Below are 16087 nucleotides of genomic sequence, written 5' to 3' on the forward strand. Positions count from 1 at the left end.
TATTGCAGACACGGGTGCCGCCCTTTTACAAGGACGGCAAGGTCAGTTACTCTTAGAATTCCATAACTTTCTTAACTGCTGCGATTACACGTGCAGGGGTAGGAATCCATGAATCCTCAATTTGTGCGAACGGGAAAATAGTATCAGGACCTGCTACACGGAGCACAGGCGCTTCCAGATGCAGCAGAGCTTTTTCGTTAATCTGAGCAATAACCTCTGCGGCTACGCCGGAGCTCTTCTGTGCTTCTTGTACTACAATTGCACGGTTGGTCTTCTTAATCGAAGCAACGATAGTATCGATGTCAATCGGGCTAACCGTGCGCAGGTCGATAATTTCGGCCTTGATGCCGTCTTTTTCAAGCTGATCGGCCGCTTTGGTAGCAGTATGTACCATCAGGCCGTAAGTAATAATCGAGACGTCAGTACCTTCACGAACGACATTCGCTTTGCCCAGTTCAACGGTATATTCACCTTCAGGAACTTCAGCGCGGAAGGCATGATACAAGTTCAAGTGCTCCATGAAGAATACAGGGTCATTGTCGCGGATAGACGCGATCAGCAGTCCCTTGGCATCGTATGGATTGGAAGGAATAACAACCTTGATACCCGGACTTTGGGCAATCAGGCCTTCCAGGGAATCGGTATGAAGCTCGGCTGCTTTTACGCCGCCGCCGAATGGAGTGCGGAAGACTACAGGAGCATTGTATCTGCCCCCGGAACGCCAGCGCAGGCGCGCAGCCTGAATAACGATTTGATCGAGTGCTTCAAAGATGAAGCCGATAAATTGGATTTCAGCAATCGGACGGAAGCCTTGCACCCCAAGACCGAAAGCCAAACCGCCGATTGCGGATTCAGCCAGCGGAGTATCGAATATGCGCTCCTCGCCAAATTCCTTTTGCAGCCCTTCCGTTACACGGAATACACCGCCTACATTACCAACATCCTCTCCGAAGATAAGAACATTAGGGTCACGAGTCAGTTCAACGCGCATTGCGTCACGGATTGCTTCTTTCATATTCATCTGTGCCATTGCCTGATATCCCCCTTATTCAAAATCGGCTTTTTGTTCTTCCAGATGTTTCGGAGTTACCTCGAACATGCTGTCGATCAAGCCGGGAATGGTCATTTTTTCGGTCTGCTCTGCCTTTTTGATCTGCTCGTTCACAGTAGCCTTCGCTTCTTCTCTAACACGCAGCGTGTCCTCTTCGGTCCAGAGACCCTTCTTCTCCAAGTACTTGGCCAGACGGGCAATCGGGTCCTTCTCATTCCATTGGCCTTCTTCTTCCTTGGAACGGTATTTGCTGGCGTCATCAGACAGGGAATGCGGACGGAAACGGTAAGTTACAGCTTCAATCAGCGTAGCACCTTCACCTTTGCGGGCACGTTCAGCAGCATCCTGTACCGCAGAGATAACCGCAAAGATGTCCATGCCGTCGATCTTGATACCGGGAATACCCGCAGCAACCGCTTTGTGGGCGATTGATTTGGCTGCCGTTTGTTTGGCAAACGGAGTCGTAATAGCATAGCCGTTATTTTGTACGAAGAAGATGACCGGCAATTTGAAACGTCCGGCAAAGTTCATACCTTCGTAGAAGTCGCCTTCGGAAGAACCGCCGTCACCTGTATAGGTGATTGCTACGTTCTGCTGTTTTTTAAGTTTGAAGCCCATTGCAATACCAGTGGCATGCAGAATCTGTGCGCCGATGATGATCTGTGGCATAAGTACATTTACACCCTCAGGAATCTGTCCGCCATGCTGATGTCCGCGAGAATATAGGAAAGCCTGGTATAATGGAAGTCCGTGCCACACCAGCTGCGGAATATCGCGGTAACCCGGGCATACAAAATCTTCTTTCTGGAGAGCGAACTCACTGCCGATCATTGTCGCTTCCTGGCCGGACACCGGCGCATAGAAACCGAGACGGCCTTGACGGCCAAGGTTGACAGCTCGGTCATCCCAGGTCCGGGTAAATACCATACGATACATGATTTCTTTCAGCTGATCGTCGGTAAGTTTAGGCATCTTATCCTTATTGATAACTTCTCCATCGGGGGAAAGCACCGTAAGGGCCTCTACATCCTCTGTATACACTTCGTAAGGAACTTTAGTCATCATCTTCACCTCAATAAAAAAATTTGAATATCAGTGTCCTCTGTTATAGAATTATTATACACCTGTTTTATCTGTTTCGTCAAAGAAATACGCATAAAATTTATGTTTCCATAAATTTTGTATGTATAACAGGATCTAAAATATCCTATAACAGATAGACAATTATTTGGCAAGTAAATGATATTTAACACATTCACCACTTGGGTAATTTTAACGCAACCCCGAGACTAATGCAAAATCCGACAAGAAAGGTGACGATTCAGCTATGAGCGAACCTGTTTTTCTGAAACGTACAATTGTAAAACAAACCTTATGGAGCGAACATCTTAATGAAGAACGCAAACTGCGTATCTATCTTCCTCCCGGCTATAATGAGGTGCTCAGCTATCCCGTAGTCTACTGCCAGGACGGAGAGGAGTTTTTCAACTTCGGCCGTATTGCCACCCTTGCCGGACAGCTGATCCTGGAGCAGGATATAGAGCCGTTCATTATTGTCGGGGTAGAAGTGAATGTAGCCGTCCGGACACAAGAGTACGCCCCCTTCGGCAGCCGGTTTAAGCAGTACCTCTCGTGCTTTGCCGAAGAAATTATTCCCTTCATTGAACATAATTATCCGGTCCGCCGCACACCGGAAGAACGAATCATCGCCGGTGATTCGCTTGGCGGCAGCGTATCGCTGCATCTAGCACTGTCCTATCCTGCTTTGTTCAGCCGCGTACTAAGTCTTTCCGGTGCTTACTATCCGCAGACACGCGATATCCTCGCTCAGGAAGAAGATCTCTCCTGGCTCGATATCAACATGGTAGTGGGACTGCAGGAAACGGAATATAAGACTGATACCGGTGTCTACGATTTTGTGCAGATGAACCGGGATACCAGGTCTCTGCTGGAGTCACGTGGGGCAACCGTTTCTTACCGGGAAAAAGACGGCTACCATCTCTGGGGATTCTGGCAGAAAGAGCTTCCAGAATCGCTACTCTATTTCTTAAACCAATAAAACAGGTTTGAAAGACAAAAAAGTGAACATCTTAAGAACATATGTATCTTTTGTGCTTGATCACGCTTTCATAAAAGGATGGGCACTCCGGTGCCTGTCCTTTTTTTAAGGACGGCAGTCGAACAAGAACCCTTGTCTACACGTACATTCGGTTATAGCCTATCCTTAATTATCTGATCCAGCAGCACTTCACAACCGGCGTTGATCAATTGATATACCTGCTCGAAATTCCCTGTAAAATAAGGGTCCGGTACTTCCCTCAGCTCCTCTTCAGGCAACAGGTCCATGAAGAACAGGAGCTTCGCTTCTTCCCCACCCGGAATTTTGCGCACATTTTCGCCATTAGACTGATCCATGCAGAGGATGTAATCAAAATCATCGAAATCATTGCCGCTTACAAGCCGTGCTTTCATATTCTCATAGCTGATACCATGTTCATCCAGAATATGCCTTGTTCCTTCATGCGGCGCTTTTCCAATATGCCAATCTCCGGTACCGGCAGAGTCTACCGTAATCCGATCTGTCAGCCCCCGTTCCAGGATTTTGTGACGAAGAACAGCCTCTGCCATCGGCGATCGGCAAATATTGCCCAGACATACAAACAGCACCTTAACGATCCTTCTCACCTCCAGTACCTTTTTTCACTTCTTATACAGCACCTAGTTGTACTATTTTTATTTTAGCGCGGGAGGATCATTTGTACAACTTTTCGTTCTGCATTATACTGGGTCTGGAAAAACTAAGTACGCAGTCACAAATCAGGAGGTACTCTATGCCAGTCAAACGGGTTGTTATTTTTGCCGGTGGAGATCTGTCGGCGGATTATTTGTCTTTATTAGATGAAGAGGATTTTATTATTGGAGCAGATCGGGGAGCTTTATTCCTGATTACGCACGGGTTCGTTCCCGACATTTCGGTAGGTGATTTTGATTCCGTGACTCCTGATGACCTGGAACATATTCAAGCGGGGAGTAAAAAAACCATTACTTGTGATCCCATAGACAAGGACTTAACCGACAGTGAAATGGCGCTTGATCTGGCACTGGACACTCAGCCGGAATCCATTCTGCTGTTCGGGGTAACGGGCACCCGGATTGATCATACCCTTGCCAGTATTCAAATGATGACCCGAGCGCTGCAGCGCCAGGTTCGTTGCTCCGTAATGGATTCGCATAACTACATCACCTTAACCGGTTCAAAGGCCGAGATTTGTGACGCTGGGTATACCTATGTTTCTCTGCTGCCTCTCACCCCGGAAGTGACCGGAATTACACTGGAAGGCTTTCAATACCCTTTAGTCGACGCGACTCTGAAACTGGGACAATCCCTTGGAGTAAGCAATGTTTTATCAGCGAAGAACGGAACCGTTTCTATAGACAGCGGACTGCTGCTGATTATTCAGAGCAAGGACTAAGTACATACGAATCAGAGACAGCTCTGTAACCATTGTTTCAAAAGTATAAAGTCGGGAATCCCTTTCTGCAAAAGGGTTTTCTGACTTTTTTTGTTCACGCAATGCTTCAAATATTAATTTTTTGTAACTTTTAATGAGATTTTAATAAAACGCTTCCATCCCAATCCCCGCAAGGGTTTGAACCCCCTTCTCCAAAAAATAGGAGATTCATAACCTGCTATACTACGAACAGGCAAGAAGATAGATATTTAGATATAACCTGGGAGGAATTACAACATGAAGAAACATCAATGGTTTAAGCAAGCAATTGTAGTAGGTATGTGCACCACGATTGGCCTGAGCACACTGATGGCAACAGGAGCAGGTACAGCACCCGTTGCTGCCGCATCTGTGTCCTCTTCAACGGGTCAAAGTATTGTAAACTTAGGAAAAAAATATATGGGAGTGCGCTATGATTTCGGAGCCTCCATTTCATCTACCAGATCCTTTGACTGTTCATCATTCACCAAATATATTTTCGGCAAATATGGTGTGAACCTGCCCCGTACCTCTGTAGATCAATCCAAAGTGGGAAGAGCCGTATCCAAAGCAAATTTGAAAACAGGAGATCTGTTGTTTTTCTCCAGTGGCAGCAGAGCCAACGGTTCAAATGTAACTCACGTAGCTGTATATATGGGGAATGGTAAAATCCTTCACACTTATGGTTCACCTGGTGTAACCATCTCCAACCTCAATTCCGGCAACTGGAAAAGAACTTATCTGAAAGCACGCCGCGTTCTGTAACAGCTCTATAATAACGTCTTTCAGACTTTTTCGGCGGTTGCATACAAACAAAAAAGTGGTTGGCTTTGTTCAGAGTATGGTGTCAGCATGTGGCGCGCCTTCCGGCGCCCTCATTACATATCCGGTTCCACGTACTGTATGAATCAATTTATTCTTGTGCCCTTTATCCACTTTGAGCCGGATATGCCTGATATAGACATCAACCACGTTGGTGTCTGCATGAAAATGATAGCCCCATACCTGTTGCAGGATTTCATCGCGGGGGCATACCTCCCCCAGATTCACTGCCAGATAATAGAGCAGATCAAACTCTTTAGGTGTCATTTTCAGATCCATTCCATCCCGTTTAACCATTCTGCGGGTGGGATCCAGCATCAGGCCATCTACCAACAATAGAGACGAACGGTCGCGGTGGCGGCCTGTAAGTCTTATAATATTGTCCACTCTGCATTTGAACTCACCGGTATGTACAGGCTTCACCATATATTCATTGCCGCCCGCTTCAAAAGCTGCAACCGCCGCCTCGCCATACGCTTCACTGGAAATCACCATCACCGGAATTCTTTTCCCCTGATCCCTCAGATCCGATATCAGCCCCCATCCAGTCCATTCTGCGGCATGATCCAGCTCAGCAATCAGCAATACGGGCTCCACTCTGGACAGCAATAATCGAAGATCCTCGAGATCTTCGATTATTGCTGTATGCAGTCCGAGGTCCTGGAGAGCTTGTAGCAGATTCATATGTTCCCCTTTGTCACGTCCCGCTTCCAAGCCCTCAAGGGCACCAGCGGGCTGCCCGGACACAAACCAGGCAATGGTCTCATTCACTGTTATCCCCCGCATCAAGTCAGCCTTGCACCGGCATTGCCGCTGCAGAATAGGCTTAGATTTCCCGTAAAGCAAAAAGGCCATTCCCCGGAATGGCCTTTTCACATCAGAATTGTTAATTATGATTCCATGAGGTCGATTTCCTGGAAACGCAATACCTCGGTTTCCCAGCGTTCACGCACAAACCGCTGATGATCCGGATGTGCATTATAGGCATCGTATGCCTCCTGATTCTCAAACTCCATGGAGAAGCTATAATCGAAATCGCATTTCACACTGATCTGAAGCAATACCTCAAAGTTTGCAACTACCGGAATAGAACTGAGGATTTCTTCCCCGTCTTTCAGGAACGCAGCCGCTTCCGCTGAACCCGAATTATGCTTCAATGTGAATAATGCCATATGTCTGATTGCACCGTTCGTCATCATCCTGCCTCCTCTTTATCCGAAATACCGGTGATAAAAACTGCGGGCAGCAGCAACATCACTGGTTCCATGAATCAAAGCCCGTCCATCTCCAAAAACTACCATCCGGTACGGCTCTTCCGTAAAAGAAACCAAGAAAGCATTACTCTCGACCTTGCCGCTGCCAAGCTTGGAGAGCCTTGCAGCCGTTTCCTGCAAATTCAGCTCCTGTCGGACCGCTGGCCTGATTTGCACTGTATCCCTGCCGCACAGCACATCACTGCGCTCAGTATTGGCTGCTGTTAAATAAGGATATACAGGATGGCTTCCGCATGAAGGACAGCTATCTTTTTTGGCAGCCTTGACACCGATTTCCTGGTGCTCATTGCGCCATACATCAAACGACAGCAGTTTGCCTCTAAGCTGTTCATGCCGACCGCCCAGCAGTTTTAGAGCTTCCGCTGTGGCATTTGCGGTAACCAGCTGCACAGCCTGCGGAAGAATACCCGCCGTATCGCAGGTATCGCCCCCAAGCGGTACAGCGCCCAGCAGACAGTTCAGGCATGGCGTTTCACCCGGCAGAATTGTGAATGTTATTCCATAGCTGCCTACACAAGCCCCATAAATCCAGGGTATGCCATGTTTTTGAGCCATATCGTTAATAATCAGGCGGGTGTCGAAATTATCGGTTCCATCCATGATAAGATTCACACCGTCCAGCAGACTCTCCAGCTCTTCGGCTCGCACATCCATCACCTGGGCTTCAATCGTAATCTCTGAGTTAATCTGCTCAAGCCTCGCCTTGGCCGCTGCAGCCTTGGGCACCCGCTGCAAGGCATCCTCTTCTGTATAGAGCTGCTGGCGCTGGAGATTGCTCCATTCCACATAATCCCGGTCAGCCAGTATGATTCGTCCTACTCCACAGCGGGCTAATGTCTCGGCAATCCCTGTTCCCAGCGCACCTACGCCAACAATCAGCACTGTCGAGCGGGCAAGTCCTGCCTGCCCTTCTGCACCAAAAGGGGTGAATCTTACCTGTCGCGAATACCGGCCGTCCCGGCCAGCTGTAGCTTGTTCTTTATCCATGTGGCTCATTCTAAGGTCCCCCCATATATTTAAAGCCGGAAAGGAGCATGTGCTGCTCTTTTCCGACTTCAGATGATATTAGACCGTCTGCGCTGACCACTGCTCAACATCCCAAATTTTGGTGACCCAATCCTCGTAGAAATCCGGCTCATGGGAAACCAGCAGAATTGTGCCCTTATATTCCTGAAGTGCCCGCTTCAGCTCAGCCTTGGCGACAACATCTAAGTGGTTCGTAGGTTCATCGAACAGAATCCAGTTGCTATCGCGCATCATCAGCTTGCACAGACGCACTTTGGCCTGTTCTCCTCCGCTCAGCATGCTCAGCGGACGAGTGATATGCTCATTCTTCAATCCACAGCGGGCCAGATGTCCGCGTACTTCATTCTGGGTGAGACTGGAGAATTCATTCCACACATCATCGATCGGTGTTAGATTTGCAGCCTTTACCTCCTGCTCGAAGTATGCAGCATTCAGGAAATCTCCAAGGTACGTTTTGCCGCTGTAAGCAGGAATTACGCCCAGGATTGACTTCAATAACGTGGATTTACCCACCCCGTTACAGCCTACAATGGCAATTTTTTCTCCGCGCTCAATCGTCATATTCAGCTTGGGCAGCAGCGGACGGTCATAGCCAACCTGGAAGTCAATACCTTCAAAAACCGTCTTCCCGCTGGCCCGGCTCTCTTTGAAAGAGAATGTGGGCTTGGCGGCTTCATCCGGACGTTCAATCCGCTCCATCCGGTCAAGTTGCTTCTCACGGCTCTTCGCCCGGCCTGAAGTAGAAGCTCTTGCTTTGTTGCGCTGGATGAAATCTTCTTGTTTTTTGATGAAATCCTGTTGTTTCTCATAGGCATCAATATGCTGGTTCTTGTTCATGTCGGCCATATCGAGGAACCGTTCATAGTTGGCCGTATAGCGGGTCAGCTTGGCAAATTCCAGATGATAGACGACATCCACGACTTTATTCATAAAATCAGTATCATGGGAAATAAGGACGAACGCATACGGATACTGCTTCAGATAGTTTGTCAGCCAGTCAATATGCTCCACATCCAGATAGTTGGTAGGCTCATCGATTAACAGTACATTCGGTTTCTCAAGCAGCAGCTTCGCCAGCAGAACCTTGGTACGCTGTCCACCGCTTAATGCTGTTACGTCACGATCCAGACCAATAGCGGCCAGACCGAGTCCGTTAGCCATTTCTTCTACTTTCACATCAATCAGATAGAAATCACCGATATCCAGCTGTTCCTGAATTTCACCCATCTGCTCCAGCAGCAGTTCCAGCTCTTCAGGGGTAGCCTCACCCATTTTCTCGGTAATGGCCATCATTTCATTTTCCAGCTCAAGCAGTGGCAGAAAAGCATCCTTCAGTACATCACGGACGGTTTTGCCCGCAGTTAGAATGGTATGCTGATCGAGATAGCCGTAACGGACTTTCGGGGTCCACTCCACTTTCCCGCTGTCTTTAAGCAGCTTGCCGGTCAAAATATTCATTAGTGTAGATTTGCCGACGCCATTCGCTCCTACCAAGCCAACATGCTCACCGGGAAGCAGCCGAAAAGATACGTCCTTGAACAGCTCACGGCCTCCGAAGTTGTGCGAAACGTCTTCTACTGTAAGTAAACTCATAAATTCTCCATATGCTCCTATCTATATTTAAAAATGAGGCAGTATTCGGTTCTAACTAAACATACAACGATTCATTTTAGCACAAGTAAGCGCCACACTGATACAGAAGTTTCGCTTAAAACAGCGAAATGGAAAGAAAAAGGATGTGTTTTTGCTATTTTTTCTGAAATAATCCACCGTTTTTCGCAAACATTCTTCTTTTTCCTTGTTCTTTTATCAGACGTTCTAGAGCCTCAGACAGCTTGCCCCTAGCTTGAAAAGGGTCCGGCTGAAACGGTAAGCTGTGTACCTTGATTCCGCCCAGGGCGGAGCCCAGCAGACCCGCTGCGGCCTGAGTAGAGAGCGGCAGACATATCCTCCAGTCCGGCAGTGGAGTGAGTCCGCTGCGGGCCAGCCAATGCAGGGTATCCTCCAGCCGCCAATCTGCACCAGAAGCCACGAGCAACGGAATATCGCTAGCCGTAAATTCCTCCATTGCCCCCTCATACTCGCCTATACCCAAATCCAGAATCACAAAATCGTACGCTCTCCCCGGCAAGAAACTGATTTCGCCTTCGGACGGCCTATTATAAAAATGTACCCCTTTCCATATAACAGGGGTCTTGGCTTCATCTGGGTCACGAACTGACACAGGTGTCCCCAGCATACTACAGATTCGGTTATAGACCGTGGATAACGGGTTGAAATCTACCCAAGCAACAGTACCAAACCGGCCCAGGCAAAGGCTGGCAGCCAATGAGGTATGCGTTGTTCCCAGTCCCCGAGCAACACCAAGGAGCGCAACCACAGTCGTCTCCTGCTTTGGACGAAATGAGGCAGTTTTGCCGCGCAGATATTTTGGGCTGGCTGCAGGCTCTGCTTCGGCTTCAATAGACACCAGAACACTAAGAACAGCTTCAGCATTCGTATATCTTTCTTCCGGATGCTGACGCAGCAGCCGGCGTATCAACGGAATCATCGCCTCCGGTAACTGGGTACGCAGTTTATCCTCCAGCCCCGCCTGCCAACGGCTGTACTGGCCGCCGGATGCCATATACAGCAGCAAAGCACCCAATCCGTACAGATCCGAGGCAGGCCCGCTTTGCCCCCCACCATACTGTTCAGGAGCGGCAAAACCAACCGTCCCGAGCTTCTCAGTATCTTCACTCCCGTCTCTTCTAAGCTTACGTGCAATGCCAAAATCAATCAGCATCAGCTCATCCCGACCGGTCAACATAATATTTCCAGGCTTCATATCCCGGTGAACAATTGGCGGATGATGCCCGTGCAAATACTCCAGAACCTGTAGCAGCTGCTGGGCATACCGGATGATACTTTTTGCCGGCAGCGGCCCTGGGTTATCCGCAAGATATTGGCTTAACGTGATGCCCTCGATATAATCCATTACCAAATAACAATACCCCTCCCGGTCCGGCGGGAAAAAATCAACCACACCCGGCAGCAGCGGGTGCCTCAGAGAGATCAGCAGTTCAGCTTCTGCCTGAATATCTCCAAATGAGCCCTCTTTGTCGATGCTCTCCTTCACCGCCCAGCGTTTTCCTGGCAGACGCAAATCCTCAGCCAGATAAACATGACTCATCCCCCCTGTTCCTAGTATTCCAGCAATGCTATATCTATTTCCCAGGGTCACTCCAACCTTGAGTTTTGTACCAAAGATCACAATACACTCCTCCATTCTTTCTGATGCAAAAAAGGGAAAGCCCCCGTTATCCTCACATACAGCGGCATAATGCCGGATGTATAGGTAACGGGATGCTTTCCCTTTGGGTAACCCTATGCTTCCTAATACTTAATCATATAAAGTGTAATTTCATCACGGTTATGGAACAGCTGTTTGGCCCGCTGAATCTGCATCCGCTCGCCTTCGAACATGGCGATAATTTCCTTAATCACCGCCAGCGGCTTCTTATGCATCAGCTTCACCGTAACAATAGCTGTTCCGCCAGGTGACAGACTGTGTAGCAGCCCTGTGACCAGCTTGGCCATCAGCTTGGGACTCCAGCTCATATCGCAGACCAGCAAATCAAACTCATTGTCCGAGAATTTCACTTCTCCGGCATTTTTGCGCAGAATCTTAAGTGAAGAATTCTTGCGGAGCGACTCGTGCATCAGCGCCGGGTCAATGGCTGTCACCTTAAGACCCCGTTCCAGCAGAAACGTAGTCCATCCGCCCGGAGACGCGCCAATGTCCACGGCATTCCGGAAGCTCTGGAACGGAATCGAGAACTCTCTTTCCGCTTCCATCAGTTTGAACTTGGCCCTTGAGATCTGCCCGTCCTCTTTACGAAAACGGATCATGCCGCCATTCCAGCTCGACAGGTTGTCCTCAGGCCGGGAAACACCGGCATACAGCGCATCACCATCGGCATACACCGAAATTATCCAATCCGGATCTTGCACGGTGAACTCCGCACCGAGGTCCTGCAGCCGTTCCTGAAGCCATTCACGCAGTTCCCCTGGGCTGTCCGGCCAGAAGGAGCTACTGCCCTTCCGGACATGCAGGGATACCTTCATCCCTTCAAGTTCGCTGCGGCGGCCCAGATAAACAGCGAGCCGCTCCAGCGCAGCCCCGTCGCTCTGGTCTTGGAACTGGACAGGCTGAATGTGCCGCAAAAAGATCGGCAGACTGCCGGCCAGTTTGCGTGACACCTCTTCTGGTTCGGCTTCCAGCGTGGCCAGGAATATTTCACCCGGCAGCAGCAGCGTGCTTTTCACCGACCCGAACAAGCGGCGCAGCTCTTCCTGGGCATATGGAGCAAAGCCGTGGTTGGCGGTGCAAATATACCGTGAATGTACTTTTTCTTCCGGAGCAGAGGTCTGCTGGGGAGTTACTTCTATCAAATCACTCAAAGGGTTGTGCCTCCAGGTCTTATTTTAATCCAGGGACGACCGCTATCCCATTCTATATCAGCAGGAATATCGTAGGTGGCCAAGATCATTTCTTTCGTTAATACTTCTTCTTTGGGACCAGAACCGGCCAGCTTGCCGCCCCGGATCAATGCCACATGTGTAAAGAGCGGCACAATTTCCTCAACATGATGTGTAACATATACTACGGATACGTTATGCTGCTTCAGCTTGTCGATTTCGGCAAGCATTTTTTCACGCTCGTACAGATCTAGTCCGGCACAGGGCTCATCCAGAATCAGAAGCTTGGGCTCAGCCATCAGGCAGCGTGCCAGCATTGCCTTTTTACGTTCCCCTTGGGATAGGGTTCCAAACGGATGGTTGGCCATCTCACCGAGATTCATGTCCTCCAGCAAACGGATGGCCCGCTCATGCACGGAACGCGGAATATCCTGATAGAAGCGAAGATAAGCATAGGCGCCAGTAGCAACAACCTCCCATACGGGATCAGTCAGCGACAGCTTTTCCATCAATGACGGTCCGATATAACCGATTTCCTTGCGCACCTCGCGCAGATCGCACTGGCCGTATTTATAGCCAAGCACCTCGACAGAACCTTTGCTCGGAAACAAATAACCAGTCATCATTTCCAGCAGTGTGGTTTTGCCTGAGCCGTTGCGGCCCAGAATCACCCAGTTTTCGCCCTGCTTCATTTCCAGAGACACATCATCCAGAATCAGGCTTTGCTCTCTGCGCAGGGACAGATGTTGTAATGATATCATTATGAGGTCACACTCCTTATGTAGTCCAGCACCCGTTCCACTGAGCCCATTGAATAATAAATAGCCGGTTCCCTGCCGCGGTCAGCCGATGCAACCAGCAGGGCAGGCACACTGGAGATCTGGTAAGAATTCACCAGCACCGGCAGTATGTTCACATTCCCCGTTGCAATCAATAGTTCCTGCGGCAGCAGATGCTCCGCCACCTCCAGCATACGGCGGGCGGCTGTACAAGTTCCACACAACGGAGTATACAAAAACACAACGAGAGGTTCACCCTCCCGTTCCAGTACCTTCAGCAGCTCCTGTTGATTCATCTCTATCATCGGTTTACCGCCCCTGAGGCAATCTCCAGAAGTCTGGACGGATCCAGCGGACCATTGTGGAGCCCAACATCAGCAGGAATAGCAGGATACAGAATTTCGTACATCTCCCGGCGTCCCTGCAGACTGGAGGTATGAAGATATATTTCGCGGGGAAACAGCTTTTCCAGTACGATTCTTTTCGCTACTTCACTTCCGCTATAATCATCAGGCCCCATGTCATAATCCAAAGATAAGAGTTCAACTTCACATTCACGGAGCAGCATCAGACATTCCTCCGTAGAACGTGCCAGCGCGAAGCCCTCGGGCCGTTTTCGGTAGTCGTCCATGAACAGATTGATCATTGCTGCCCCTCCTCTTCATACCACGTACGTACTGCAGCAATCTCCTGCCGGTGAGTTCCATCCGGTCCCTTCCCGGTCTCCAGAGCAATGGCTACCCGGCGAAAAGGTTCCGCAATCATCAGACTGCGCAAGCCATCATCACCGATACAGCCCATGCCGACGTTAGCGTGCCTGTCCCTCTGTAAGCCGAATGCATACATTGAATCGTTAAGATGAACTGCCACAAGATGCTCCCAATAGCCAAGAACTGTGCCTCGTTGAATGAATTCTTCCGTATGTTCCGGATTCCAGATCCCGGCGGCGAATGCATGGCAGGTATCCAGGCAAAAACCGATTTTCTCCGGGTAACGGCTTAGTTCACGGATTTTGACCAGTTCTTCCAGCGTTTTGCCCTCCTTGCCATGATTACCCGCCTGATTTTCAATCAACAGTTTGGCCTGCCCGTCCCAGTTTTCCAGCGTTTCATTAATACATTGTATAATATTTTGATAGCCCTGTAACGGCTCTATGCCGCTAAAATGTCCAAAATGAACCACAATGCCCAGTGAACCGCAGGCCTCGGCAATCTCCAGGTCGTTCAGCAGAGATTCCACCATGATCGTCCTGGATGCCGCTGTGGCCGCCAGATTGGTTGGATAAGGAGTATGCGCGATCGACACCATTCCCTTATCCCGGCAAAAGGACGCACAGCTCTCCGCATCGCTTAAGTCCAGCTGCTTCAACCGCAGACTGCGCGGATTCTTCGGAAAATATTGAAAACACGCCGCACCGCTCTCCCAGGCAAACCGGGCTGCACGCCCGAATCCGCCGCGAGTGCTGACATGTGCCCCAATTTTGGGCTTATTCGTCATGCTGGCAATCCGGGCAATAAAACACCTTACGTCCGGACAGCTCTATTTTGACAATGGTTCCCCCACCGCGCAGACATGGCTCGCCTTCACGGTCATACACTTTGCACTGATCATTATAAGAACCGGTAACTGTATCCCCGGTCATAAACGGCATCTCCATATAGCCGCCGATTTCAGTGGCTTCCGTCAGCACCTTGCGTACACTATCATACAGCCGTCCCACCGTTTCCGGTGTCAGGTTCTGTACTAGTGTTGTTGGCAGGAGCTTGGCATCATAAGCGATTTCATCAGCATAGCAGTTGCCAATGCCAGCCATAACCTGCTGATTGACCATCAAGCTCTTCAGCGCCCCCCGGCGTCCTTTCAGAAGTCCAGCGAACCGTTCCCGCGTCATGCGCCGGTCCAGCAGTTCAGGCCCCAGTTTGCCCATTGCCGCTTCGCTCTCCTTAACGGACAGCAGATGCAAGTATCCCAGCCGTAGTCCCATAAAATACAGAATGTGCTCCCCAAATGCAAGCTCTACCTGTGTTGAGCGTTCAGGCCGTTCTTCCTCCGTCCCGTAGAACAGAAGTCCTCCGAGCATCAAATGCAGCAACAGCCTGCGGCCATCGTGAAGATGGAACAGAATATGCTTGGCTCTGCGCTCCACAAATACAATGCGTGCCCCAAGCAGCGCCTGGGTGAATTCTTCGGTCTCCATATTGATCGTTTTCTCCCGATTTACGGTTACACCTGTAATTGGGACATTTATAAGATGCTGGCTAAGCAGCTTTCTGTAATTCTCCATTTCCGGCAATTCCGGCATAATGACATCTTCCCTTCGTAGATAGGTATAAGCACACCTTTGACATTATACACCGAGTGCAAGCATAAGTTCAGCTAAATCGGCACAAATTTCATCCGGGTTCACTCCGGTAAGGCGCTGATAGTCTTCCAGATTGTCTCTAGTCGTAAGGCCCGTCAGCACAAGGATGGTCCGGCAGCCTGCGCGCGCTCCTGCGGAAATATCTGTGCGCATATTGTCTCCAATCACAACGGCCTCGCCCGGATCAATTCCCAGCAGGGACGTAGCGTAGGTAATGAGATGCGCCTCAGGTTTGCCAATGACTACAGGAGAAAATCCGCTTGCGGCTTCGATTGCAGCCCCCAGCGTCCCTGCTCCAGGCATGACGCCGTCATCGGAGGGAAGCATCAGATCCGGGTTCGTTAACACAAACTTTGCCCCCTCACGAATCCAGCGGGATGCCCGTGCCAGGGTATCATATGTAAAAGACCGGTCAATGCCCTGTACAACATACTCCGGCGCTTCAGTCACCAAGGCAAGCCCCGCTTCGCGGCAGGCCTCGATCAATCCCTCTTCCCCAAGTATCGCCACAGTTGCTCCTGGTGATTCTCCGGCAATATAGCGTGCAGCCGCCAATGAAGAAGTGCACACCTCATGCGGCTCTGCTTCAATGCCCATTCCACGTAAATGAGCCGCTACGCTAGCCGGAGTTCGGGAAGAGTTATTCGTTACAAACAAATAAGGTATTTCAGCCTTGCGAAGTGAAGAAATGAGCAGATCTGCACCGGGAATCATCCGGCCTCCGTGGTATAATGTTCCGTCCAAATCAATCAACAAACCCCCAACAGATTTCATAGCTTCCCTCCTAATCTATTTTTAGTTCACTCCATTAATATTAAATC

18 protein-coding genes are annotated in these 16087 nt (G+C 49.7%); 3 read left to right on the forward strand and 15 right to left on the reverse strand.

Annotation, left to right across the window (positions count from 1 at the left end; all coding sequences use genetic code 11):
• Positions 1 to 52: 52 nt before the first annotated feature.
• Complete coding sequence (locus tag A3842_RS16275; RefSeq protein WP_074084536.1) at positions 53 to 1030, reverse strand: alpha-ketoacid dehydrogenase subunit beta; 978 nt, start codon at positions 1028 to 1030, stop codon at positions 53 to 55.
• A 15-nt stretch (positions 1031 to 1045) separates the two neighbouring features.
• On the reverse strand, positions 1046 to 2113 hold the full coding sequence (pdhA, locus tag A3842_RS16280) for a pyruvate dehydrogenase (acetyl-transferring) E1 component subunit alpha (protein WP_074084537.1): 1068 nt from the start codon (positions 2111 to 2113) through the stop codon (positions 1046 to 1048).
• Positions 2114 to 2378: 265 nt separating this feature from the next.
• Here pdhA and A3842_RS16285 point away from each other — a divergent pair, with 265 nt between their 5' ends.
• Entirely contained in the window at positions 2379 to 3110 is a 732-nt protein-coding gene (locus A3842_RS16285) for an alpha/beta hydrolase (RefSeq protein WP_074084538.1), read from the forward strand.
• 152 nt (positions 3111 to 3262) lie between these two features.
• Here the strand turns inward: A3842_RS16285 and A3842_RS16290 are convergent, their stop codons facing one another.
• Positions 3263 to 3727 (reverse strand): low molecular weight protein-tyrosine-phosphatase, encoded by a 465-nt coding sequence (locus A3842_RS16290; protein ID WP_074102090.1) that lies wholly within the window; start codon positions 3725 to 3727, stop codon positions 3263 to 3265.
• Between the two features lie 155 nt (positions 3728 to 3882).
• Here A3842_RS16290 and A3842_RS16295 point away from each other — a divergent pair, with 155 nt between their 5' ends.
• The gene (locus A3842_RS16295; protein ID WP_074102080.1) at positions 3883 to 4524 is read left to right on the forward strand and encodes a thiamine diphosphokinase; all 642 of its coding nucleotides are present in this window, start codon (positions 3883 to 3885) and stop codon (positions 4522 to 4524) included.
• A gap of 276 nt (positions 4525 to 4800) precedes the next feature.
• Positions 4801 to 5307 carry a C40 family peptidase gene (locus A3842_RS16300; RefSeq protein ID WP_074102081.1) on the forward strand — a complete coding sequence of 169 codons (507 nt, stop codon included), beginning with the start codon at positions 4801 to 4803 and terminating at the stop codon, positions 5305 to 5307.
• A gap of 69 nt (positions 5308 to 5376) precedes the next feature.
• Here A3842_RS16300 and A3842_RS32055 read toward each other — a convergent pair whose 3' ends face one another.
• The 12 genes from A3842_RS32055 to A3842_RS16360 form a co-directional block, all read right to left on the reverse strand.
• On the reverse strand, positions 5377 to 6135 hold the full coding sequence (locus A3842_RS32055; RefSeq protein WP_256701725.1) for a winged helix-turn-helix domain-containing protein: 759 nt from the start codon (positions 6133 to 6135) through the stop codon (positions 5377 to 5379).
• A 119-nt stretch (positions 6136 to 6254) separates the two neighbouring features.
• Entirely contained in the window at positions 6255 to 6560 is a 306-nt protein-coding gene (locus A3842_RS16310; protein ID WP_074084542.1) for a Dabb family protein, read from the reverse strand.
• A 15-nt stretch (positions 6561 to 6575) separates the two neighbouring features.
• Positions 6576 to 7634, reverse strand: coding sequence for a ThiF family adenylyltransferase (locus tag A3842_RS16315; protein WP_074102083.1), 1059 nt, complete (start codon positions 7632 to 7634; stop codon positions 6576 to 6578).
• Between the two features lie 69 nt (positions 7635 to 7703).
• Complete coding sequence (locus tag A3842_RS16320) at positions 7704 to 9257, reverse strand: ABC-F family ATP-binding cassette domain-containing protein (RefSeq protein WP_074084544.1); 1554 nt, start codon at positions 9255 to 9257, stop codon at positions 7704 to 7706.
• 154 nt (positions 9258 to 9411) lie between these two features.
• A complete protein-coding gene (locus A3842_RS16325) occupies positions 9412 to 10932 on the reverse strand; it encodes a serine/threonine-protein kinase (protein WP_083609617.1) in 1521 nt (506 codons plus the stop codon).
• A gap of 107 nt (positions 10933 to 11039) precedes the next feature.
• Positions 11040 to 12107 (reverse strand): SAM-dependent methyltransferase, encoded by a 1068-nt coding sequence (locus A3842_RS16330; RefSeq protein WP_074102084.1) that lies wholly within the window; start codon positions 12105 to 12107, stop codon positions 11040 to 11042.
• Entirely contained in the window at positions 12104 to 12886 is a 783-nt protein-coding gene (locus tag A3842_RS16335; protein WP_074084546.1) for an ABC transporter ATP-binding protein, read from the reverse strand. Before A3842_RS16335 ends, A3842_RS16330 begins: the two co-directional genes overlap by 4 nt.
• Positions 12886 to 13209, reverse strand: coding sequence for a thioredoxin family protein (locus A3842_RS16340; RefSeq protein ID WP_074084547.1), 324 nt, complete (start codon positions 13207 to 13209; stop codon positions 12886 to 12888). Before A3842_RS16340 ends, A3842_RS16335 begins: the two co-directional genes overlap by 1 nt.
• Complete coding sequence (locus tag A3842_RS16345) at positions 13206 to 13550, reverse strand: cyclic-phosphate processing receiver domain-containing protein (RefSeq protein WP_074102085.1); 345 nt, start codon at positions 13548 to 13550, stop codon at positions 13206 to 13208. The genes A3842_RS16340 and A3842_RS16345 overlap by 4 nt, the downstream gene beginning before the upstream one ends.
• Entirely contained in the window at positions 13547 to 14401 is an 855-nt protein-coding gene (locus A3842_RS16350) for a deoxyribonuclease IV (RefSeq protein WP_074084549.1), read from the reverse strand. The genes A3842_RS16345 and A3842_RS16350 overlap by 4 nt, the downstream gene beginning before the upstream one ends.
• Positions 14391 to 15206 (reverse strand): Fpg/Nei family DNA glycosylase, encoded by an 816-nt coding sequence (locus tag A3842_RS16355; protein ID WP_074084550.1) that lies wholly within the window; start codon positions 15204 to 15206, stop codon positions 14391 to 14393. The genes A3842_RS16350 and A3842_RS16355 overlap by 11 nt, the downstream gene beginning before the upstream one ends.
• A gap of 45 nt (positions 15207 to 15251) precedes the next feature.
• The gene (locus A3842_RS16360) at positions 15252 to 16040 is read right to left on the reverse strand and encodes a TIGR01457 family HAD-type hydrolase (RefSeq protein WP_074102086.1); all 789 of its coding nucleotides are present in this window, start codon (positions 16038 to 16040) and stop codon (positions 15252 to 15254) included.
• Positions 16041 to 16087 lie beyond the last annotated feature (47 nt).

The organism is Paenibacillus sp. P3E, assembly GCF_001909045.1.
Classification (GTDB): domain Bacteria; phylum Bacillota; class Bacilli; order Paenibacillales; family Paenibacillaceae; genus Paenibacillus_AQ; species Paenibacillus_AQ helianthi.